The organism is Streptococcus danieliae (assembly GCF_013415245.1).
Classification (GTDB): domain Bacteria; phylum Bacillota; class Bacilli; order Lactobacillales; family Streptococcaceae; genus Streptococcus; species Streptococcus danieliae_A.
This window is the reverse complement of the sequence record NZ_JACBXX010000100.1, coordinates 1-22,677: the sequence shown is the minus strand read 5'-3', so window position 1 is coordinate 22,677 and position 22,677 is coordinate 1. Positions and strand designations below refer to the sequence as shown.

Below are 22,677 nucleotides of genomic sequence, written 5' to 3'. Positions count from 1 at the left end.
CATGATAAACTTAAAAACCTCTATCGCATGCCTACTGATGGTTGGTTTTGGTTTGTTCCGTCAGACTTAACGGCTGGTATCCGTTAGGTCTTTTTTTTGTGTTCTCACGCGCTTAGTGACTCGTTTCGATTCGCTTGCTGTAGTAGTTACGATTCTTTAAGAAAAGCCCCAGGCGTTGATTTAGACGCTCTTTCTCGCTTAGGTCTGTGGCCTCCAAAATAAGCTTTGTCAGTGCGTCAATGTAGTAGCGTTCTGCTTCTTCTTCTGTGGGTGCTGTTGTTGGTTCTACCAGCTCGCCCTGCATGTAGTAACCCTGCTGACGGATTTCTTTCAGGATTTGTTTGACAACCCTTTTGAATTCTTTCGCTTTTGGTTTGCGTGACTGGAATAGAACTTCATATAAGCCGAATTCTGTCAACATGTTCACTTCTCGTTTTTGTCCTGCCCTAGATACTACATAGGTCAGCTTTTCATCTTCATCAACCCTCTTTAATAAGTCCGTTGTGTTTTGTACCTCAATCATTTTAGCGACTTCAACGGCAATAAAAAGCGGATTATCTTTGTCTCCATAAATTTCAAAAGAGTGTTCCCCGAATTGTTGAACTGTAATAACTTCAGCAACTGGTTTCTTACTAACTTCTTTTGACCAATCGAAAAAATCTTCAAATGGATTCACTGTATTCTGTGTTGTCATGTCTTTCCTCACTTCTCTATATAAGGCATTTATCTTCTTGCGACTATCTTTATTCGGTTTATGCTTACCTGCTTGCCATTTGCCTACCGTCCTCGGATCTGTACCGATACGTTGGCCAATAGCAACCAGGTTCAAGCCGTGGATAGTTCGCAACTCGTCAATGAGTTTGCTGTAGTTCCCCCACGCGCTTCAGTCAGTTGCTTCTTATTCAAGCCTGTGGTTCCCTTCAAAAGCAGGTTGACCATTGTAGAATGGGCATGCTTGGGAGCGTGTTCCCATCTTGCTATGGCACTATGTAAGGCTTTGCGTTTCGGTGCTTCAAGTTGTCGTTGTAATTGAAACTTGGCCAACTCGTCCCGCATTTCAAAGAAGGCACGGACTAGGTTTGTCTTAAATTCAACCACGGGGAGAGAATTTCCCAGGTAGGTAACAAGTAAGGTCGCTTGTTGTTCGTTTAGGTGATAGATTTTTCTAGGCCTCCCACCTAAAGAACCTTTTTCAGGTTTATGGATTTCAAATGACAAAACCCCAAAGGCTTCCAATCGCTTTCTGTGTTTATCAATCAGCTTTCTAACTGAAATACTATCGATTTCAGCATGTTCTGCCACGATTTCGTGAGTTGTGTACGGCTCTTTCTTGCCGTCTAAATAGACTAGGTTCATGGTGTTGATCCTTTCTAACTGAAAAATAAGTCATCAATAGTGATGGTCGGTTCAATCTCTCTGAGACTCTACCTCTGTTCGGATTTTTTCGTACTATCTCCCAAAAAAATATCATCTATTTTCATGTTATAAAGTTTTGCTAAATCTTTTAGTAGACTTAAAGGAATTTCAGTACTATCTTTTTCGTACTTGGATATAGTTTGAAAACTTTTTCCTACCTTTTCGGCAACTTGTCTCAACGTATATCCAGCATTTATACGGCAAGCCTTTAGTGTCCATTGTTGCATTTTTTCTAATTTCCTTTCAAAAGTGATAGAAAGATAGTGCTATTATTTTCGTACTTTGTCAAACTTTTTTAAAAAAATTCTGAAATACTCGTATTTTTTCTATTTTAGTGTTACAATTATTCTATAAGAGACAATGAAAGCAGGGAAATAATATGGCAAAATCTAGCCCTCAAGACCTACTAAACAGGAAATTATTTTCACACAATCTAAATAAATATATGTCTGCTAGAGGAGTCCGCCAAATAGACCTCCACAACTCTACTGGGATTCCCAAAAGTACTATAACCGGTTATGTAAAAGGAACATCGTTACCGACTGCGGGAAACTTACAAAAGATGGCCGACTTTTTAAATATCAGAAAATCACAACTTGACCCAAGATTTGTAGACAATATCCCACACGAGGTGATGAAACTAAGTGGCCAAGTCGGAACTTTTTCAAATACCTCAACCTCATCCCCCACTCCTTCCGACCTAAACCAGCTTGACCAAAAACTAACAGCCGATAATCGCCAAAAGTGGGTACAGTATGGCCATAGTCTCCTAGAAGAACAAGAAACGGCTGTAGAAGAACTAGGTATCACTTATGACGTGGAAACAGTATCAAGTCTAGCTGCTGGCCTTGGTTTTAGCTATGATGACGACGACAAAACCACCGTACAAGTCACCAACGAACCACCGAGGCACGACATCGCTTCAATCGTTGACGGTGATAGTATGCTACCTAACTACCATGATGGGGACGTGGTCTACTTAATAGATAAGGGGATTTCTAACTATTCAGGCCAAGTCTGCGCTGTCGTGGTCAATGATAAAACGTACTTGAAACGTGTCTACACCGAACCCCACGCGCTCCGCCTGGTCTCCATCAACCCTAAATACTCTGACATCGTGATTGACTTCCCACCTACTGAAGATACTCACATCAAAATCTTTTCAGTTATCGGGAGTGATAGGGTCATCTAGCTTTTTTTTGTTTACATGCCGAACGCCGAGAAGTTCCAAAACGAACCAAGAGAAGAACTCACGATACCTAACCCTTACCTCACCCTATGAGGTGACAAAACGTGACCCCACATTCTACGGACTCACTCTTTCCAAACACTCTGACAAAATCTAATCCGGGGCGCGTGCGCTCCATTCATGATTCAAACCTAAAAAACTTTATCGCTTGCCTACTGATGAATTTAGAAAGAGGTTTATCATGAATATCAAACAGATTACAAAAAAGGACGGCTCAACCGTCTACAGGGCTAACATCTACCTTGGAACTGACAAGGTGACAGGAAAGAAAGTCAAAACCACCATCACGGGCAGAACCAAGAAAGAGGTCAAGGCAAAGGCTCGGAAGACTATTGTAGACTTTCAGAAAAACGGTACTACTCGGATCAAATCTACCAGCATTACCACTTATCAAGAACTTGCCAACCTTTGGTGGGACAGCTACCAGCATACAGTCAAGCCCAATACTCAAAATGGGATAAAGACACTCCTAAACCGTCATATTATCCCCTTGTTCGGTCAGTACAAACTGGATAAGCTCACCACTCCATTGATTCAGTCAATCATCAACAAACTGGCCGAGCAAACCAATAGGGGAGACCAAGGGGCATATCTTCACTATGACAAAATCCACGCGCTCAATAAGCGGATTCTTCAGTATGGTGTTACCATGCAAGCACTCCCCTACAATCCAGCCAGGGAGGTAATACTGCCAAGAAATACCCAGAAAGCCAATCACCAAAAGCTAAAATACTTTGACAATCAGGAGTTAAAACAATTTCTTGATTATTTAGATACCCTTGACCAAACCATCTACCGCCATCGATACGAGGTCACCCTCTACAAGTTCTTACTGGCTACTGGTTGCCGTATCAATGAAGCGCTGGCACTCCACTGGTCAGATATTGACCTTTCCCAATCGGTGGTACACATCACTAAGACGTTGAACCATAAACAGGAGGTAAACAGTCCTAAGTCCCAATCAAGTAAAAGGGATATAGATATAAGCCAAGAGACTGTGGCCATGCTAAAGAGTTGCAAGCGAGAACAAACTCAAGAGGCTTGGAAACTGGGAAGGACTGAAACTGTGGTCTTTTCTGATTTCATCAATGATTACCCGCATAGTCGGAGGTTACGCTATCGCCTTCAAGTACATTGCGAAAAAGCCCGCGTTCCTTATCTTGGATTCCATTGCTTCCGACATACTCACGCCAGCTTACTGCTTAACTCGGGGATCCCTTACAAGGAACTCCAGCACCGACTGGGACACTCCCAGCTATCAATGACTATGGACATCTACAGCCACCTCTCAAAAGAGAACGCAAAAAAAGCCGTCTCATACTTTGAAACAGCTCTGAAAAATCTCTAGGGGGAACAAATTGGGGAATAAATTCAGAAGTCAATATTTTTCGATAGGTCATAAATCCCATTATTACAGGCTTTCTTGGTAATCCTTGAAACTTTTTGTCTATTTTATCTTAAAATAGCCTCCTAAAGGGATTCAAATCCCAAGATGTACCAAAAACTGCCTGAAATGAAACAGTCCACGACCATTTCTGAAAAAACAAGCAGACGTTTTCATAAGAGCCGTCAAAAAAAGAACTGGCTATAGACCAGTCCTCTATTCTCCTATAGACTCTATCTACATGATCCCAGCAGGATTCGAACCTGCGACCGTTCGCTTAGAAGGCGAATGCTCTATCCGGCTGAGCTATGGGACCAATACGATTTATTCTACCAAATAAACCCTCCAAATGCAAGCAGCACGAAGAAGCTCAACTGCTGAAAGGCTCCTCGTCCTAGCAGGAAGGAAACTATTTATGGTAGGGACTGCCCTCTTGAATCATAAAGGAACGATAAATCTGCTCAACCAGAACCAATTTCATCAACTGGTGGGGTAAAGTCATTAATCCAAAACTGAGAAGTAAATGAGCTCGTTTTTTCAATTTTTCAGACAGTCCCAAACTCCCACCAATCACAAAGGTCAAAGTAGAATAACCTTTTAGAGTTGCCTGAGCCAAGGCTTGACTGAAAGCTTCAGAAGACTGCAAGCGACCTTCAATGGCTAAAACGACCAGGTAATCACGTTCCTGGATTTTGGCCATAATCTTTTGGTGTTCTTTTTCAATGATTTGATCCTTTTCACTTTGGCTGGCGCGATCTGGGATCCGTTCATCGGCCAATTCAATCATCTCGACCTGTGTAAAACGTGACAGCCGTTTCTGATATTCTTGGATTCCGTCACGCAGATACTTTTCTTTTAGTTTTCCCACTGTGATAATTTTTACTTTCATATCCCCATTATACACAAAGTTATCCACAATGTGTGGATAACTTTGTGGATTTAAGCTATAATTAAGTCTGATTTTATATAGTCAACTTGTGAATTGGAGGTCCACATGAAACATAAATCATTAAAAACACCTGTGATTGCTGCTGGTATCCTCGGACTTAGTTTTTTAGGAGGCTATGCTGGAAGCCAGCTTTCTCAAAATCAAACGCTCATGAACAACCAGACTCAAGTTGTTCCCCAAAAAACGCAAAAACATGAAACCAGTACGACACTAGCTGTTAATAAAGTACAAAACGCCGTTGTATCTGTGATTAGCTATACAGAAAACAACCAAAGTAATAGTATTTTTAACCTGAGTCCCAGCGATAATGGCGAAGATATGGCTGCAGGAGAAGGTTCTGGGGTTATCTATAAAAAAGATAACAAACATGCCTATCTCGTCACCAATACCCATGTCATTTCTGGGGCAGATCGGCTCGATATTCAATTCGCTGATGGAAGCAAGGTCGAAGGCGAAGTGGTCGGTTCCGATGTCTATTCAGATATTTCGGTAGTCCGCATTCCTGCTGATAAAGTCCAAGAAGTCGCAACACTAGGCGACTCGAGTCAACTAAGCATTGGAGAAACAGCCATTGCAATCGGAAGTCCTCTGGGAACCGACTATGCAAATTCCGTCACCCAGGGGATTATCTCCAGCCTGGAACGGACGGTTACCTCGCGTTCAGAAGATGGCCAAACCATCTCCACTAAAGCCTTACAAACTGACGCAGCCATTAACCCAGGAAACTCTGGCGGTCCCCTCATCAACATTGATGGACAGGTGATTGGAATTACATCCAGTAAAATTGCCTCCAGTATCTCTGGCGTATCCGTTGAAGGTATGGGCTTTGCAATTCCTTCTAATGAAGTTATTGCCATCGTCGAGCAACTGGAGCAAAATGGTTCCGTTAATCGACCAGCCCTTGGCATCAGCATGACCAACCTGACAAACCTTTCAACCAGTGACTTAGATCAACTCCAACTGCCTGAAACCGTTCAAAGCGGTGTTGTCATCCGCTCCATCCAAGCTGATTTCCCTGTTGACGGTAAATTAAAACAATACGACGTCATTACCAAGATTGACGACAGCGAAGTCCAGTCAACTAGCGATTTACAAACCGCTCTTTACAGCAAAAAACTAAACGACACCATCACCATTGAATATTACCGAGATGGTAAATTAGAAAAAGTTGAAGTAAAACTCGACAAATCAACCAAAGACCTAAAACAATAGTCCCTGCACCGCTTTACAATTTCGTAAAGCGGTGTTATACTTTACAAATGGATTACATAACAGACATTCGAATTACAGAGATTCAAACCAATCCGTATCAACCAAGACGACAATTTTCAGAACAAGCCTTGACAGAATTAAGTCAATCCATCGCTGTCAACGGCCTCATTCAACCCATCATTGTCCGTCAATCCCCCATTACCGGTTACGAATTATTGGCTGGGGAACGGCGCTTACGCGCCTGTAAAAAGCTAGGCTGGTCCACCATTCCAGCCCTGGTTAAAGACTTGTCCAACTCCCAGATGATGGAACAAGCTATTATTGAAAATTTACAACGAGAAGATTTAAATCCCATCGAGGAAGCACTGGCCTTCCAAAAACTGGTGCAACACGGCTTAACCCATGAAGACATTGGCCAGCAACTGGGCAAATCCCGCCCCTATATTAGCAACAGCCTCCGTCTCCTAAAACTAGCCCCTACCTTACAAGAGGCCCTCATTCAAGGAGATATTAGCCCTGGACACGCGCGCCTCCTGCTTCCTCTAGCAGTTGAAGAACAACTCTACCTCCTGCAAGAAATCCAAAGTAAGGGCTGGTCCGTACGCCAGCTTGAAGCATCCCTAAAAAATAAAGAGGCAGCCCCAAAATCGAAGAACATTGATCCCTTCCTTGCAGATGCCGAGCGACAACTCCAAGAAAAGCTGGGCACGCGCATCCAAATCCAACAAAAGGCTGGCAACCAGGGAAGCATCACGATCTTCTACAAAGACCTTGATGAATACGAACGAATTATCCACAAGTTAAAATAGACTTGTGGGTTTTTCTTTTTTATTCTCAAAATTATTCACAAGCCAAAAGTTGATTTTTCAATAGTCCGGACTACAATTCACAGGTTGTGGAAAACTTTTTCTAAACATGTGGATACTAATTCACAGGTTGTGGAAAACTTTGAGCTATGGTATAATCCTACTAATCGAGTTATACACAGGAAAGGAATCGCTATGGACAAAAATCAACAATTTTGGCAGCGTTTTTTAGAATTAAGCCAGCAAACAAATGACGCTGAATCCATCCAGTTTTTTGTCGATAGGGCTGAACTTGTTTCAATTGATGGAGACACCATTACAGTTTACCTGGACAATCCCATCAAACAAGACTATTGGGAGAATAATTTCCAAGAAAATCTCCGCGTTGCTGGCTTTGAACTCTATCACGTTGATTTCAAAGTGCACTACGTTTTTGAGCGTCCACTTGCCTACCAAGAGCAGTACACAGCAGCTCCCCAGGTTCAGCCTCAAAATCGGGAAGATACGGGACTGATTCGGAAACATCGCTTTGAAAACTTTGTCCGCGGAGATGGGAATATCCATGCCCTGGGGGCAGCCCTAGCTGTTGTCGAAGCACCAGGGAATACCTACAATCCCCTATTCATTTATGGCGGCCCTGGTCTTGGAAAGACCCATCTGATTAATGCTCTTGGGAATGCCTTTTTCGAAGACTATCCCAATAATCGGGTTCTCTACATCTCGGCTGAAAGCTTCCTCAATTCCTTTATCGAAAGCATTCGCTTGGCCAATACTGAAGATTTTAAAGAGCGTTTCCGCAACCTGGACTTGCTGATTATTGATGATATCCAATCACTCAACAAAGACACCATGGCCAGCACCCAGGAAGAATTGTTCAACACCTTCGAAACCCTCTTCAAAAAAGAAAAACAAATTGTCTTTACCAGTGACCGTAGACCCGACCAACTAAATGGCATGCCCGAGCGTTTGATTAACCGCTTTGAGTGGGGGCTAATCACTGACATCACACCTCCTGACTATGAAACACGGATTGCCATCCTCCAAGCCAAAACCCAGAATCTTCCCTACACCTTCCCCATTGAAACCTTCGAATACCTAGCTAATCAATTCGATAGCAACGTGCGGGAACTAGAGGGAGCTCTAAATGACATCCGACTCGTTGCAGATGTCCAGGGTCTTGAAACCATTACCGTCGAATTGGCCGCCCAAGCCATCCGTTCTCGCAAAGAAGATGTTCGACGAATTACTGTTATCCCAATCGAAAATATCCAAGAAGAAGTTGGTAAATTCTACGGAATCAGTGTCAAGGAAATTAAGGGGAGCTCTCGGAAACAAAACATCGTCTTGGCCCGTTCAGTTGCCATGTACCTTAGTCGCGAACTGACAGATAACTCCCAACCCAAAATTGGCAAAGCCTTCGGGGGCAAAGACCACACAACCGTCATCCATGCCCATCGAAAAATCAAAAAACAAATTAAAGATGATCAAAGTTTATTTTTGGAAATTGAGGAGATTAAAAAGAACCTGAAAAAATAGCTGTGGATAACTCCTGAAGTTTTCCCTAAGTTATTCACAGGTTGTGCACAAGTCTAACCTCGCTTGTGGACTCACTTGAAGCTACTTTTCCACAATATCCACAAGTCCTACTACTAATACTTAACTATTAATAACTAAAATAATAAATAAAGGAGACCCCATGTTTCAATTTTCAATTAACAAGAATTTTTTTCTCCAAGCCTTAAATACAGTGAAACGTGCCATTAGTACCAAAAATGCAATTCCCATTCTCTCAACTTTAAAAATAGAAGTAGCAGCTGAAGGGATTACCTTAATTGGTTCCAACGGTCAGATATCAATTGAAAACTTTATCTCAATTGATCAAGAAAATGCGGGCCTAGTCATTGATGCCCCAGGTAGTTTGCTTTTAGAAGCTAATTTTTTCATTAATGTCGTTTCCAGCCTTCCATCCGTTGAATTAGATTTGAAAGAAATTGAAAATCATCAATTAATTCTTAAAAGTGGCAAGTCTGAGATTACCCTAAAAGGAAAAGACAGTCATCAATATCCTCGAATCCAGGAAGTCCCAACCACCAATCCCCTCCTATTGGAAACGAAAGCCCTCAAGGAGCTCATTTCAGAAACAGCCTTTGCAGCAAGTAGTCAGGAAAGTCGACCAATCCTCACAGGGGTTCACTTTGTTCTTAATGATCAGAAACAACTTAAAACAGTGGCCACAGACTCCCACCGGCTTAGCCAAAAAGTGATTCAATTGGAAAATGTCGGAGATCATTTTGATGTGGTTATTCCCAGCCGTTCTTTGAAGGAATTTACAGCTGTCTTTGATGACTCAATTGAAACAGTTGAGGTTTATTTTGCCCACAATCAAATGCTTTTCAAGAGTGAGTATATTTCCTTTTATACGCGCTTGCTAGAAGGAAATTACCCGGATACAGACCGTTTGATTCCGAAAGAGTTTAATAGTCAAATTACGTTCAATGTTGCTAGCCTGCGGCAAGCCATGGAACGGGCACGGCTTCTTTCCAATGCGACCGAGAATGGGACTGTAAAAATGGAAATCAAAGACCAGGTAGTCCGTTCCTATGTTCACTCTCCAGAAGTGGGACAGGTTGACGAAGAATTAGAGACGATTTATCTTGTTGGGGAAGACTTGACGATCAGTTTTAACCCTAACTATTTGATTGAGGCCTTAAAGGCGATTAAGGCTGAGGAAGTCGAGCTTAGCTTTATTTCTCCTATTCGACCTTTTACCCTAAAAGGAATGGAAGACGATCATCTGATTCAGTTAATTACTCCAGTTCGGACCAATTAGGAGGTAGGATGTATCAAATTGGAACTAGGATTGAAATGAAAAAACCGCATGCCTGCCTGGTTAAAGAGACAGGTAAGAAGGCCAATGATTGGGAAGTTCTGCGCTTAGGGGCCGATATTAAACTGCGGTGTCACAATTGCCAGCATGTGATTATGATGAGTCGGCATGATTTTGAACAAAAAATAAAACGGATTTTACAATAAATGGAGCCTTAGGGGGTGTGACTGGCCAATTTCTGCTTAGGAAGAGAAATTGGAGTTGCACGCCCTCTTTTAGGCGGATATGATATAATGGATTGAATTGAAAATAGGAGAGTAAACATGGCTTTAACAGCAGGAATTGTTGGATTACCAAATGTTGGAAAATCCACTTTATTTAATGCAATCACCAAAGCAGGAGCAGAGGCAGCAAACTATCCCTTTGCGACTATTGATCCCAATGTTGGTCGGGTAGAAGTGCCTGATGAACGTTTGACCAAATTGACTGAATTTATTAAACCGCAAAAAACGGTCCCAACGACTTTTGAATTTACGGATATTGCAGGTATCGTTAAAGGAGCTTCTAAGGGAGAAGGACTAGGAAACAAGTTCTTGGCCAATATTCGGGAAGTTGATGCGATTGTTCACGTAGTTCGGGCCTTTGACGATGAAAATGTTATGCGTGAGCAAGGCCGTGAATCTGATTTTGTGGATCCAATGGCAGATATTGAGACCATTAATCTAGAATTGATTTTGGCCGACCTAGAAAGTATTAACAAACGCTATGCACGTGTTGAAAAGATGGCCCGTACCCAAAAGGACAAGGACTCTGTTGCTGAATTCGCCGTTTTAGAAAAAATTAAACCGGTACTAGAGGACGGGAAATCAGCCCGGACGGTTGAGTTTAGCCCAGAAGAAGAAGCAATCGTTAAAGGACTCTTCCTGTTAACTACAAAACCGGTTCTTTACGTGGCCAATGTGGGAGAAGATGAGGTGGCTGATCCAGATGCTATCGAGTATGTCCAACAAATTCGCGCCTTTGCGGAAACAGAAAATGCTCAGGTAGTTGTGATTTCAGCGCGTGCGGAAGAAGAAATTTCCGAATTAGAAGATGAAGACAAGGCTGAGTTCCTGGAAGCCATGGGTCTAGCAGAATCCGGTGTAGACAAGTTGACCCGCGCTGCCTACCACCTTCTCGGTTTGGGAACCTACTTCACCGCTGGTGAGAAAGAGGTTCGTGCTTGGACCTTTAAACGGGGCATGAAAGCACCGCAAGCAGCTGGGATTATCCACTCAGACTTCGAAAAAGGCTTTATTCGCGCTGTAACCATGTCCTACGACGATTTGATGACCTATGGCAGTGAAAAGGCCGTTAAAGAAGCTGGCCGCCTGCGTGAAGAAGGAAAAGAGTACGTCGTTCAAGATGGCGACATCATGGAATTTCGTTTTAACGTCTAACATAATCAAGCGAGGTTGGTACCTTTCCAGCCTCTTTTCGTATTGGAGGAATAATGACCAAACTTGTAGTTGGCTTGGGTAATCCAGGCTCTAAATATCAACAAACACGCCATAATGTGGGCTTCCAGCTTGTGGATCATGTTGCCCAAAAAGAAACTATTACGTTCAAGGAAGATCGTATTTTTCAAGCAGAAATAGCTTCCTTTTTCCATCAAGGAGAAAAAATCTATCTTGTAAAACCAACGACCTTTATGAATAAAAGTGGTCTGGCTGTCGAAGCCCTCCTGGCCTATTATGGCTTAACAGCTGAGGATCTAATCCTGATTTATGATGACCTGGATATGGCTGTCGGGAAAGTTCGCCTGCGAGCTAAGGGCTCAGCAGGTGGTCATAATGGGATCAAACATATTATCCATCTGTTAGGCCATTCAGATTTTCTTCGTTTTAAAGTTGGGATTGGCCGTCCAGCGCCTAAGCAGTCAGTTCCCAACTATGTACTAGGGAATTTTACGGCTGAGGAACAAATCGCGATGTCTGAAGCCCTAGAACGCGTCACAGAGGGACTTTACTATTATTTGGAGACCAGTGACTTAGAAGCTACAATGAGGCGCTATAATGGCTAAAATTGATCTCATTTCGCTCTTTGAACAGAATGAGCAAATTCAGGCCTGGCAAGAAGGTTTTACCAAGGACTCACGCCAACTGATTTTAGGCTTATCTGCTAGCAGCAAGGCCCTCGCAATTGCCAGCCTCTTACGTGCCAAACAAGCAAAAATTGTAGTAGTTGTTGCCAGTGTGGTTGAGGCTGAACGTTTGGAAAGTGATTTGGTTGCCTTAGTAGGCGAAGAGAATGTTCACCCGTTTATTGCTGAAGACGTAGCAGCGGTAGAACTGGCCTTTGCTTCTAAGGAGAGGGAATACACACGGGCCCAAAGTCTCCAATTTTTACAAGGAGATCAATCGGGTATTCTGATTGCCAATCTAGCTGCCCTAGGCCTCCGCTTGCCAAATCCCAAGGACTATGCGGCTTACAAGATGACCTTAAAATTGGGACAGACCTATGACTTTGACAAGTTATTGCAACTAGTGACAGACATGGGTTATCGGAAGGTAGGGCAGGTTTCTCAAGCAGGAGAATATAGCCGCCGTGGTGATATTCTGGATATTTATCCCTTGGGCCAAGAGTTTCCCTATCGGTTAGAGTTTTTTGGCGATGAATTAGATAATCTCAGAATCTTTAGTCCAGACCACCAGCGTTCACAGCAACAGGTCGATTCTTTGGAGCTCCAACCAGTTGTAGATCAGATTATTAGTCTGGCAGATTATAGCCGTGCTGAGACAGCCTTGATTGAACTGATGGAGTCTCAGGCTAACCCAAGTCTGCTCTCCTATCTGCAGGAGATTCTAGCTGCAGTTCGCAAGTATTCTTATCATGATGCCTATCCTAGCTTCTTACAATACTTCTATGAGGGTGAATGGAGTCTCTTTGACTATCTTTCTAAGGAAAATTTAGTCATTTTTGATGAATTCCAACGCTTGACAGATAAAAAGGCGCAACAAGAGCTAGAGGTTGCGCAATTCTTGACAGATCAATTACAGGTTGACAAAGCTGTGTCAAGTCAGCGTTATTACCTAGATACCTATTCTAAGTGGCGCCTCCACAAACCAGCCAGTTTCTTTTCTTACATTCAAAGAGGTTTCGGAAATTTGAAATTAAGCGGTTTATACCAGTTTCAAGAATTTCCGCTCCAGGACTACTTTAACCAAATCCCAATTATTAAAGAGGAGTTGATTCGTTTTCAGAAGTCGGGCTATACAATCCTACTTGACATCACCTCTAAAGAAAAATTACAGTCTTTACAATCTTCTTTACAGGAATACGAATTGACAGTGGATTCTGTAAAAAGCGATGAAATCAAGGTTAACTGGATTCAATTGTGTCAACTTGGGCTCAGTCAAGGTTTCCAACTCCAAGATCAGAAATTATTGGTTATTACAGAGAAGGAACTGTTCCATAAAAAGAATAAACGCCGGGTTCGGCGGCAGACGATTTCAAACGCCGAGCGCTTGAAAAGCTATCAGGAATTGGAAAAAGGCGACTACGTTGTTCATGCCATTCATGGGATTGGTCAATACCTGGGAATTGAGACCCTAGAGGTTTCCGGGAATCATCGGGATTACCTTACGGTTCGTTATGAAAACGGCGATCGCATCTCTTTGCCAGTTGATCAATTGGATCTCTTGTCCAAATACGTGGCCAGTGACGGAAAAACGCCGAAACTGAACAAACTGAATGACGGGCGTTTCCAGAAAACCAAGCGGAAGGTTGAAAAGCAGGTCGAAGATATTGCCGATGACTTGCTGAAGCTTTATGCGGCGCGTGCCCAGCTGAAGGGATTTGCCTTTTCGCCAGACACTCCGGATCAGGAAGAATTTGATAATGATTTTCCCTATGTGGAAACAGAGGACCAGCTCAAGAGTATTCAGGAAATCAAAGAGGACATGGAAAAAGATAAACCCATGGATCGTCTCTTAGTAGGAGATGTTGGGTTTGGAAAAACCGAGGTCGCCATGCGGGCAGCCTTTAAAGCAGTTCAGGATCACAAACAAGTAGCCGTCTTAGTGCCAACAACTGTCCTAGCTCAACAACACTTGGTGAACTTCCAAGAACGTTTTGCTGAATTTGCAGTTGAAGTCGACGGCCTAAGCCGCTTTCGGAGTAAAAAAGAACAGGCGGAGACCCTGGAAAGATTGGCCAAGGGACAAGTGGATATTATCATAGGAACCCACCGTCTCCTCTCAGACGATGTGGTATTTGCTGACTTAGGATTGATTATCATCGATGAAGAACAGCGTTTTGGGGTGAAACATAAAGAAAAATTGAAAGCCTTGAAAAATAAGGTAGATGTCTTAACCCTAACCGCTACTCCGATTCCCCGAACCCTGCATATGTCCATGCTAGGAATCCGAGACCTATCGGTTATTGAAACCCCACCAACCAATCGTTACCCAGTCCAAACCTTTGTAATGGAAACCAATCCCCAAGTTATCCGTGATGCTGTTTTAAGGGAGATTGAAAGAGGAGGCCAGGCCTACTATCTTTACAACCGTGTCGAAACCATTGAACTGAAGGTCGCCGAATTGCAGGAGCTGATTCCAGAAGTTTCGATTGGTTTTGTCCACGGTCAAATGTCGGAAGTGCGTTTGGAAAATACCCTCTTGGATTTTATCAATGGTGTTTATGATGTCTTGGTCACCACAACCATTATTGAAACAGGGGTTGATATTCCAAATGCCAATACGCTTTTTATTGAAAATGCCGATTACATGGGCTTGTCAAGCCTTTACCAATTACGGGGCCGTGTCGGCCGTAGCAATCGGCTTGCCTATTCCTATCTCTTTTACAAGCCTGACAAGAGCTTGACAGAAGTGTCAGAGAAACGTTTGGATGCGATTAAAGGCTTCACAGAGCTGGGCAGTGGTTTTAAAATTGCGATGCGGGACCTTTCCATTCGTGGAGCAGGAAACCTATTGGGAAGCTCCCAAAGTGGTTTCATTGACTCCGTTGGATTTGAACTCTATTCGCAATTATTAGAAGAAGCCATCGCCAAGAAACAGAATCGGGTTCAGGCCAAACAGGGAACCCACGCAGAGATTTCTTTGGGGATCGATGCTTATTTGCCATCTGACTATATTCAAGACGAACGGCAGAAGATTGAAATCTATAAACGGATTCGTCAAATCGATGGATCAGAAGCTTACCAAGAGTTGCAGGAAGAGTTGATCGACCGTTTTGGAGAGTATCCAGATGCAGTGGCCTATCTCCTTGAAATTGCCCTTTTGAAAGCTTATGCAGATAAGGTTTTTGTAGAAAATATTTTATTGAGAAACGGAGCTATTCACCTTCGCTTTGCTACCAAAGCCAGCCGCTATTTCTTAGCCCAAGATTATTTCCAGGCCCTCTCACAAACGACTTTAAAAGCACAATTAAGCGATGTTCAAGGAAAAATGGAAATCATTTTTAATGCTAAACAGGAAAAAGATTACGAAATTCTCGAAGCCTTGATCCAGGTAACCCGCTTTTTAGCACAAGGATTGGATCAGAAACTAGAGGATCAAGATCAGAAGCCTGAACAAAACGTGTTACAATAGAAAAAAAGGAGAATGAACCATGCGATTAGATAAATATTTGAAAGTATCTCGCCTGATCAAACGACGTCCAGTGGCTAAGGAGGTTGCTGACAAGGGGAGAATTAAAGTTAATGGTATCTTGGCCAAATCCTCAACTGATTTAAAAATCGACGATATTGTTGAAATCCGCTTTGGTAACAAGCTGGTGCGCGTTCGTGTTGTAGAAATGTTGGACAGTACCAAAAAAGAAGATGCCTCTAAAATGTATGAATTGTTGGAGGAAGTAAGGATCGAAGAAGATGCCTAAAAATGTCCTGCAAATGAAGAATGCCTATATTCACGAAGAAAGCTCCCAAAGGCGCGAACAACATGACCGCCGCCGGCAGCGAAATCGGTTTATAGGCTGGGTTCTTATTTTGGTGGTGCTCCTGTTTATCCTCCCTATTTTTAACCTGGTTCGAAATCGCGAGGTTTTGGAACAAAGACGGAAGCACTACCGTGAAATGGACCAACAATACCAACAATTAGAAAGGGAAGAGGAGAGGCTCTCGAATCTAGCTAAGAAGCTAGAAGATGATGACTACGCCAGCAAGTATATGCGGGCCCGTTATTACTATTCAAAAGACGGGGAAACCATCTATACCATACCGGACCTCCTACCTAAATAAATGGAAAAATCAGAACTCATGAAAAAGGTTGCTCTTTTTCTCCAGTTTTCAGAGGAAAAATTAGCTGAACTAGCGGAAAAGAACAAAACCTTCTATTTAAATGACCATGCCGAAGACCAGTAAGCAGAAATGGCTACTCTTGCCAGTCCTGTGCTGGTTTGTCAGCTGGCCCTTTGTGAAACTAGACCCAGCCGAGAATCTGACCTTGGGGCTTAGGGAGCAAGCTTTGTTGACCCAGCTGCCTTTCGGTTTGTTTTACCAAGACTTACCCCAGCAGCCCTTAGCGGCTCAAGCCCTGGTTAGCTTCAAGGATCAAGAGTTGCAAGACATCAAAAACACAATCCTCCCTAATCAAGCTTTGGATATCCAAAGCTTGATTTATCGTGAAGATGGGACTCCCCTGTTTACCCTAAAGGACGGGAGTTATATCTTGGCTAGTCGGAGCCTGGTCTATGACAATCAGGTCCTGACGGCAGAGACCTTGGACCAGTCCTTTTTTATCAAACCCGGAGCCCAGTTTTATAAAGAGTTTCCAACAGCTCAGGCAAAACCTGCCTCTGTTCCTTACAAGCCTTATCAGCAGGTACGGATAGTTCAAAAATTGACCTATCCCCGTGGTCCCTTTGGCCTTACTGATAAAGGGGAATATGTTGCCTGGTCTTCTTTATCCAAGGAGGACAACCGTATCCAGCGGGTACAGGAGCTTTTGGAGCAGAAGTACCAGGAAGAGGGGCTTGGTATCTATGTGAAACAACTGGAAACCCAACAGGTGGCAGGGGTAAAGTTCGATCAAACCATGTATTCGGCTAGTATTACCAAACTTCCCTATCTTTACTATGTGCAAAAGCAGGTCCTGGACGGCACTTTAAAGTGGACAGACACCTTTCTTTATAAGAAAGAAACGGAAGACTATGATGGCGCTTATGATCCGGCTGGAACAGGCAGTCTTCCCAAAGAACCGGACGGAAAAAACTACAGTCTTAAGGAACTGGAAGAAAAAGCAGCCAAAGAGTCCGATAATGTGGCTCATAATATCTTGGGCTACTATGGGACGGACTCCTCCAATCAAGACTTCCACCAGGAAATTCGTCAGATTGTGGGGCAGACCTGGGATGTTGTGGACCGGGAGGTGAGCCCACAAATGGCAGGCCTCCTGATGGAAGCCATTTATGGCCAGCAAGGCGAGCTGGTGGAGATGCTCAAGCAAACGAATTTTGACGACCAGCGGATTCCCAAAGATCTGCCGGTTCCAGTTGCCCATAAAATTGGTGATGCGGATGACTTTCACCACGATGCAGCTATTGTTTTTGCCAAGTCTCCCTATGTTCTTGTTGTTTTCACGGAGAATAAGGAAATGGACCTAATTGCCCGCATTTCCAAAGATATTTATGAGGTACTCAAATGACATTAGAGGCGCGGTTGCTCCAACATGTGCTGGACCAGCAATTTTTTCAAGCGCATAGCAGGGTTTTAGTGGCCCTATCAGGCGGCAAGGATTCCTTGTATGTAACGAGTTTTCTCTACCGTCATCAGGATGAACTGGGAATCCAGTTGGGCTTGGCTCATGTGAATCATGGCCAGCGTCAGGAAGCTGCTTGGGAGGAGGCATCTCTGGCACGTCTGGCTCAAGACTTGGGACTGCCCTTCTATTCTAGTTCTTTTCAAGGAGAATTTACGGAGGCAGCGGCGCGTGAGTTTCGTTACGCCTTTTTCAAGCGCTTAATGGTGGAAGGGGGCTATACTGCCCTGATCACAGGCCACCATCAGGATGACCAGATTGAGACCATTCTGATGCGGATAATTCAGGGCAAGCACCTGGAAAGTTTGCGAGGCATGAGCCAGTGTCAGCCTTTTGGACCGGGCCAACTGATTCGTCCCCTACTTCCTTTTGCCAAGCAGGACCTGCCTCAAGAGCTTTATTTTGAAGATAGCTCTAATAGCTCCCCCGCCTATTTTCGCAATCGCGTTCGCCATCAACTGCTCCCCCTTTTGCGAGAGGAGAATCCTGGTCTTGATCGCGGCCTTTTGCGTTTGTCCCAGCAGGTGGAGGACCTCTATGGTTTCTTGGCCAGTCGGATTCCGCAGTTGGATCCCTCCCATTTGGAAAAATGGAAAGAGGAGCCAGAGGTCTTGCAAATCTACCTCTTAGACCAGTACCTAAAGAACTATCCCCGGCTCCAAAGGGGGCCGGACAGTCTTGATTCCCTGGCTCGTCTATTACGTAAGGATGGAAGTCATCGGACTTATTTAGGGCAGGGCTATTGGTTAGACAAACGCTACAATAGCTTTGAAATCACAAGTCTTCCCCCCAACCAAGAAGAGCTCCCGCCCTTTTTGTTAGAAGTCGGCCAGGTGACTGAGTTTGGCGCCTTTCGCTTTTTCTTCAATAGAAAACCCAAAGGCCCTATTCTGGCTGAGATCCTTGTGGAGCCAAAGCCGGTTCTGTTACGTCGCCGTCAAGAAGGAGATGCCTTTGAATGGAATGGTTATCGGCGAAAATTACGGCGTTGGTTTATTAATGAAAAGATTCCGGTTCAGGAGCGGGAGCAGGCTGTGATCGTCGAGCAGGCTGAAAAGATTCGCGGGATTATCACTAGTCATGGTCCATGTTTGAGTATCGAGGATGAACATGGTATAATGAAGGCTAGAATTTATGTCCAAAAAATGAAGATAGAGTAGGAAATATATATGTTAGATCAGGATATCAAGAACGTACTTATCTCTCATGAAGAGATTGTTGCCGCTGCAGACAAGTTAGGTCAGACTTTGGCCCAAGAATACCAAGATAAAAATCCGATTTTTGTAGGGATTTTAAAAGGATCTATTCCCTTTATGGCGGAGTTGATCAACCATGTAGATGCTCATTTGGAGACAGACTATATGGCTGTTTCAAGCTACCAAGGTGGAACGGCGAGTACAGGCGAGTTGACTGTGGTTAAAGATCTAACAGCTGATATTGAAAATCGACACGTTGTTATCATTGAGGACATTATTGACTCCGGTTTGACCTTGGATGTTTTGAAACGGATGTTTTTAGAGCGCAAGCCAGCCTCTCTTAAGATTGTAACCCTTTTGGACAAGCCAGAAGGACGTCAGGTTGAAATTGATGCAGACTATTCTTGTTTCACCATTCCCAATGAGTTTGTCGTTGGCTTTGGTTTAGATTATCAAGAGAATTACCGTAACCTTCCTTACATTGGAATTTTAAAAGAGGAAGTTTATCAATAAAATATAAAAGGAAACGGAACTACATGAAGAAACAAAACAACCGATTCGTCGGTCGTAATCCCTTGGCCTATCTCCTTGTGATTGTTGCCGTGATTACTGGTTTCCAAATGCTATTTGGCTCTAATTCTGGTAGTCAGACACAACAAATCTCTTTTTCTGAGTTAACCAAGCAATTAGAAGATGGCAATGTCAAGAAACTCAGCTACCAACCAAACGGTAGTGTAATTGAGATTCAAGGGACTTATAAAGAAGCACAAGAAGTAAAAACGGATTTAGGCGTTCAGTTTTTTGATGCCAATTCGGTCAAGGCTGAGCAGTTTACCAGCATTATCCTACCATCAGAAGCCAATATTTCGAAAATCCAAGATTTAGCCCAAGAAAAGGGAGCTGATCTCAGCATTAAGCGGGAAAGCTCCAGCGGTGCTTGGATTCAGTTTATGATCAGTATTGTTCCCTTTGTCATTGTTCTGTTCTTCTTCATGACCATGATGAACCAGAACGGGGGCGGGGCCCGTGGTGCTATGAATTTTGGACGGAACCGGGCCAAAGCTACTACAAAAGAAGAAATCAAAGTTCGTTTTGCAGACGTAGCTGGTGCTGAAGAAGAAAAACAAGAGTTGGTTGAAGTTGTTGAATTTCTTAAGGATCCCAAACGTTTTACCAACCTTGGTGCGCGAATCCCTGCGGGAGTCTTGCTAGAAGGCCCTCCAGGGACTGGTAAAACCCTCTTGGCTAAGGCTGTAGCCGGGGAGGCTGGCGTTCCATTCTTTAGCATTTCTGGTTCAGACTTTGTGGAAATGTTTGTCGGTGTCGGTGCTAGCCGCGTCCGCTCTCTCTTTGAAGATGCCAAAAAAGCTGCCCCAGCAATTATCTTTATTGATGAGATTGATGCTGTTGGTCGCCGTCGCGGTGTTGGTATGGGTGGCGGAAATGACGAGCGCGAACAAACCCTTAACCAATTATTGATTGAAATGGATGGTTTTGCAGGCAATGAAGGAATTATTGTTATTGCCGCAACTAACCGGAGTGATGTCTTGGATCCTGCCCTACTTCGTCCAGGTCGTTTTGACCGGAAGATTTTGGTCGGTCGTCCAGACGTGAAAGGGCGTGAAGCGATTCTGCGAGTTCATGCCAAGAACAAACCTTTGGCCAAAGATGTCAACTTGAAATTGGTGGCCCAACAAACCCCTGGTTTTGTGGGAGCTGATTTGGAGAACGTCTTGAACGAAGCAGCCTTGGTGGCTGCACGTCGCAATAAAACAGAAATTGATGCTTCAGATATCGATGAGGCGGAAGACCGTGTGATTGCTGGTCCATCCAAGAAAGATAAGGAAGTATCCAAACGAGACCGGGAAATTGTGGCCTACCACGAGGCTGGTCATACCATCGTTGGTTTGGTCTTGTCAAACGCGCGTGTGGTCCACAAGGTTACCATTGTTCCCCGTGGTCGTGCCGGTGGTTACATGATTGCTCTTCCAAAAGAAGACCAATCCCTTCTTTCCAAGGATGATATGAAGGAACAATTAGCAGGCTTGATGGGTGGCCGTGTTGCCGAAGAAATCATTTTCGGTGTTCAGACTACTGGTGCTTCCAATGACTTTGAACAAGCGACTCAGTTAGCTCGAAGTATGGTTACTGAATATGGAATGAGCGACGTGCTTGGTCCTGTTCAATATGAAGGAAACCATGCTTTGTTTAGTGGCCAAGTGAGTCCAGAAAAATCAGTTTCTGAACAAACAGCTCGGGAAATTGATCAGGAAGTCCGGAAACTCTTGGTAGAAGCCCATGAAGCAGCTCGTAAAGTTATTGAAGATAACCGCGAAAAACACGCTCTCATTGCGCAAGCTCTCCTAGAACATGAAACTCTAGATAGTCAAGAGATTAAGTCCCTTTATGAAACTGGTAAAATGCCAGTTAGTAAAGAGGAAGAGGAGATAGATGTTCACCCCCTTTCTTTTGATGAAATTGTTTCAAAAATGGAAGCAAACCCAGAGAAAGCAGCAGAGTCTGATTCAGAATAGCCATTGACTCTATGGATTTTTGATCCATAGAGTTTTTTTGCAAAAAAAATGAAAAAGGGGCTTGCTATTTTTCCGATGATTTGTTAGAATAAATAGTGTTGAAAAATGGTCCGTTGGTCAAGGGGTTAAGACACCGCCTTTTCACGGCGGTAACACGGGTTCGAATCCCGTACGGACTATATTTTCCGCCATAGCTCAGTTGGTAGTAGCGCATGACTGTTAATCATGATGTCGTAGGTTCGAGTCCTACTGGCGGAGTTCTTAAGAATCCCTTCAGGGATTCTTTTTTTATATTCAGAATCTACTGAAGCTCTTTTGCCTGAAATGTCATTATATTGTCTTAAATGATCTTCTTTTTTATTTTTATTTCCGAATAGACAAGTAAAGCGACATCTTAGGAGAGAGCGATCCTTGGCCAGATTTTGTCTGTTAGGATAATAAGGAAAGGAAGAATCATGGATTTTGAAAAAACGTATCAAAAAGTTCGCGGAACTGTCTTGAAATGCCATCGAGAGTTTTACCTCCACCTATGGGATACTTGTGACTGGGAGCAAGAAGGAATGATTGTTCTGTATCATTTAATAGAAGAAAATCCGATTGTGTTAGAGGATGACGATAAGCTACATGTTTATTTTAAAACCAAATTCCGGAACCATATCATTGACAAGGTCCGGATGCAGGAGGCTAAAAAACGAACCTTAGACACCAAAGCTTATGTTGAAGTTTCTGAGGTTGGGCATTTATTAGCCGATCCTGGCCTCTATATGGATGAATTGGTTCTTTTTAAGAATCAAATCCAGGAATATAAAAATACGCTGAGCCAGAAGGAGTTGGATAATTATCAGCGTATTGTCAGCAATCAATCTTTTAAGGGGAGAAAGAAGATGCTAAAGGCTATGGCTCATTATTTTAAAGAATTTGATCCTAGAAAGTCCTAATGAAAAAAATCTAAAAAATGGGTATACCTCTCCTTCTAAATATGGTAAAATAGTTCTCGTCTGAAAAACCAGTCGGTTATCAAAACAAATGTTTTTAAAAAAAGTTTTAATTTTTTTAAAAAAAGTGTTGACACTTTTTAATCCTGGTGATATACTTAGATAGTTGTCTCGTGAGAGGCATGACCTTTGAAAACTGAACAAGACGAATACCAATGTGTGGGACACTAGCAATAGTGCCCGGCAAGAAAAAACAATAAATCTGTCAGTGACAGAAATGAGCGCTAGCTCAAACTTTTGATGAGAGTTTGATCCTGGCTCAGGATGAACGCTGGCGGCGTGCCTAATACATGCAAGTAGAACGCTGAAGAAAGAGCTTGCTCTTTTGGAAGAGTTGCGAACGGGTGAGTAA

At 43.3% G+C, this 22,677-nt stretch carries 22 protein-coding genes, 3 tRNA genes, 1 rRNA gene and 1 pseudogene; 22 read left to right on the top strand and 5 right to left on the bottom strand.

Translation table 11 applies throughout. The features are described from left to right. Positions 1–112 precede the first annotated feature (112 nt). The 3 genes from HZY94_RS03930 to HZY94_RS03920 all read right to left on the bottom strand — a co-directional run bounded on the left by HZY94_RS03930 (position 113) and on the right by HZY94_RS03920 (position 1,643). Positions 113–847, bottom strand: a complete 735-nt coding sequence (locus tag HZY94_RS03930; protein ID WP_202056261.1) for a BRO-N domain-containing protein — start codon at positions 845–847, stop codon at positions 113–115. Continuing rightward, positions 826–1,356: a Rha family transcriptional regulator gene (locus HZY94_RS03925; protein ID WP_160331976.1), complete on the bottom strand. Its 531-nt coding sequence runs from the start codon at positions 1,354–1,356 to the stop codon at positions 826–828. Before HZY94_RS03925 ends, HZY94_RS03930 begins: the two co-directional genes overlap by 22 nt. A 68-nt stretch (positions 1,357–1,424) precedes the next feature. Further along, complete coding sequence (locus tag HZY94_RS03920; RefSeq protein WP_160331975.1) at positions 1,425–1,643, bottom strand: helix-turn-helix domain-containing protein; 219 nt, start codon at positions 1,641–1,643, stop codon at positions 1,425–1,427. Between the two features lie 152 nt (positions 1,644–1,795). Between HZY94_RS03920 and HZY94_RS10755 the strand changes: the two are divergent. The 3 genes and pseudogenes from HZY94_RS10755 to HZY94_RS03910 all read left to right on the top strand — a co-directional run. Continuing rightward, positions 1,796–1,990 (top strand): annotated as a pseudogene (locus HZY94_RS10755) (helix-turn-helix domain-containing protein); the annotation flags it as partial. A 60-nt stretch (positions 1,991–2,050) separates the two neighbouring features. Beyond that, the gene (locus tag HZY94_RS03915; protein ID WP_228064550.1) at positions 2,051–2,608 is read left to right on the top strand and encodes a S24 family peptidase; all 558 of its coding nucleotides are present in this window, start codon (positions 2,051–2,053) and stop codon (positions 2,606–2,608) included. Between the two features lie 238 nt (positions 2,609–2,846). Then, positions 2,847–4,013 carry a tyrosine-type recombinase/integrase gene (locus tag HZY94_RS03910; RefSeq protein ID WP_179925090.1) on the top strand — a complete coding sequence of 389 codons (1,167 nt, stop codon included), beginning with the start codon at positions 2,847–2,849 and terminating at the stop codon, positions 4,011–4,013. A 278-nt stretch (positions 4,014–4,291) separates the two neighbouring features. On the opposite strand, the gene HZY94_RS03905 is transcribed toward HZY94_RS03910, so the two are convergent. Together HZY94_RS03905 and rlmH are read right to left on the bottom strand one after the other, a co-directional pair. Continuing rightward, a tRNA-Arg gene (locus HZY94_RS03905) sits at positions 4,292–4,365 on the bottom strand. Positions 4,366–4,458: 93 nt separating this feature from the next. Next, entirely contained in the window at positions 4,459–4,938 is a 480-nt protein-coding gene (gene rlmH / locus HZY94_RS03900; RefSeq protein ID WP_160331972.1) for a 23S rRNA (pseudouridine(1915)-N(3))-methyltransferase RlmH, read from the bottom strand. Between the two features lie 105 nt (positions 4,939–5,043). Here rlmH and HZY94_RS03895 point away from each other — a divergent pair, with 105 nt between their 5' ends. The 19 genes from HZY94_RS03895 to HZY94_RS03810 form a co-directional block, all read left to right on the top strand. After that, complete coding sequence (locus tag HZY94_RS03895; protein WP_179925089.1) at positions 5,044–6,210, top strand: S1C family serine protease; 1,167 nt, start codon at positions 5,044–5,046, stop codon at positions 6,208–6,210. 47 nt (positions 6,211–6,257) lie between these two features. After that, a complete protein-coding gene (locus tag HZY94_RS03890) occupies positions 6,258–7,019 on the top strand; it encodes a ParB/RepB/Spo0J family partition protein (protein WP_179925088.1) in 762 nt (253 codons plus the stop codon). Positions 7,020–7,211: 192 nt separating this feature from the next. Then, complete coding sequence (gene dnaA, locus HZY94_RS03885; protein ID WP_179925087.1) at positions 7,212–8,552, top strand: chromosomal replication initiator protein DnaA; 1,341 nt, start codon at positions 7,212–7,214, stop codon at positions 8,550–8,552. Between the two features lie 160 nt (positions 8,553–8,712). Then, positions 8,713–9,846, top strand: a complete 1,134-nt coding sequence (gene dnaN / locus HZY94_RS03880) for a DNA polymerase III subunit beta (protein ID WP_179925086.1) — start codon at positions 8,713–8,715, stop codon at positions 9,844–9,846. Positions 9,847–9,854: 8 nt separating this feature from the next. Beyond that, positions 9,855–10,049, top strand: coding sequence for a DUF951 domain-containing protein (locus tag HZY94_RS03875; protein WP_179925085.1), 195 nt, complete (start codon positions 9,855–9,857; stop codon positions 10,047–10,049). 117 nt (positions 10,050–10,166) lie between these two features. After that, the gene (gene ychF / locus HZY94_RS03870) at positions 10,167–11,282 is read left to right on the top strand and encodes a redox-regulated ATPase YchF (RefSeq protein WP_179925084.1); all 1,116 of its coding nucleotides are present in this window, start codon (positions 10,167–10,169) and stop codon (positions 11,280–11,282) included. Between the two features lie 53 nt (positions 11,283–11,335). Further along, on the top strand, positions 11,336–11,905 hold the full coding sequence (pth, locus tag HZY94_RS03865) for an aminoacyl-tRNA hydrolase (RefSeq protein ID WP_179925083.1): 570 nt from the start codon (positions 11,336–11,338) through the stop codon (positions 11,903–11,905). Between the two features lies 1 nt (position 11,906). Beyond that, the gene (gene mfd / locus HZY94_RS03860) at positions 11,907–15,434 is read left to right on the top strand and encodes a transcription-repair coupling factor (protein WP_445081942.1); all 3,528 of its coding nucleotides are present in this window, start codon (positions 11,907–11,909) and stop codon (positions 15,432–15,434) included. A gap of 19 nt (positions 15,435–15,453) precedes the next feature. Beyond that, complete coding sequence (locus tag HZY94_RS03855) at positions 15,454–15,720, top strand: RNA-binding S4 domain-containing protein (protein ID WP_160331963.1); 267 nt, start codon at positions 15,454–15,456, stop codon at positions 15,718–15,720. Beyond that, positions 15,713–16,081: an FtsB family cell division protein gene (locus HZY94_RS03850; RefSeq protein WP_179925082.1), complete on the top strand. Its 369-nt coding sequence runs from the start codon at positions 15,713–15,715 to the stop codon at positions 16,079–16,081. Before HZY94_RS03855 ends, HZY94_RS03850 begins: the two co-directional genes overlap by 8 nt. Then, entirely contained in the window at positions 16,082–16,204 is a 123-nt protein-coding gene (locus HZY94_RS10500; protein ID WP_257151898.1) for a hypothetical protein, read from the top strand. Then, a complete protein-coding gene (locus HZY94_RS03845; protein ID WP_179925081.1) occupies positions 16,188–17,486 on the top strand; it encodes a serine hydrolase in 1,299 nt (432 codons plus the stop codon). Before HZY94_RS10500 ends, HZY94_RS03845 begins: the two co-directional genes overlap by 17 nt. Next, positions 17,483–18,760, top strand: a complete 1,278-nt coding sequence (gene tilS, locus HZY94_RS03840; RefSeq protein WP_179925080.1) for a tRNA lysidine(34) synthetase TilS — start codon at positions 17,483–17,485, stop codon at positions 18,758–18,760. Before HZY94_RS03845 ends, tilS begins: the two co-directional genes overlap by 4 nt. 9 nt (positions 18,761–18,769) lie before the next feature. Then, the gene (hpt, locus tag HZY94_RS03835) at positions 18,770–19,309 is read left to right on the top strand and encodes a hypoxanthine phosphoribosyltransferase (protein WP_179925079.1); all 540 of its coding nucleotides are present in this window, start codon (positions 18,770–18,772) and stop codon (positions 19,307–19,309) included. Positions 19,310–19,332: 23 nt separating this feature from the next. After that, positions 19,333–21,330, top strand: coding sequence for an ATP-dependent zinc metalloprotease FtsH (ftsH, locus tag HZY94_RS03830; RefSeq protein WP_179925078.1), 1,998 nt, complete (start codon positions 19,333–19,335; stop codon positions 21,328–21,330). Positions 21,331–21,437: 107 nt separating this feature from the next. Continuing rightward, positions 21,438–21,509 (top strand) — tRNA-Glu (locus tag HZY94_RS03825). Positions 21,510–21,514: 5 nt separating this feature from the next. After that, positions 21,515–21,588, top strand: a tRNA-Asn gene (locus HZY94_RS03820). Between the two features lie 197 nt (positions 21,589–21,785). Beyond that, positions 21,786–22,268: a sigma-70 family RNA polymerase sigma factor gene (locus HZY94_RS03815; protein ID WP_160333494.1), complete on the top strand. Its 483-nt coding sequence runs from the start codon at positions 21,786–21,788 to the stop codon at positions 22,266–22,268. Between the two features lie 293 nt (positions 22,269–22,561). Beyond that, a 16S ribosomal RNA gene (locus HZY94_RS03810) occupies positions 22,562–22,677 on the top strand; the annotation flags it as partial.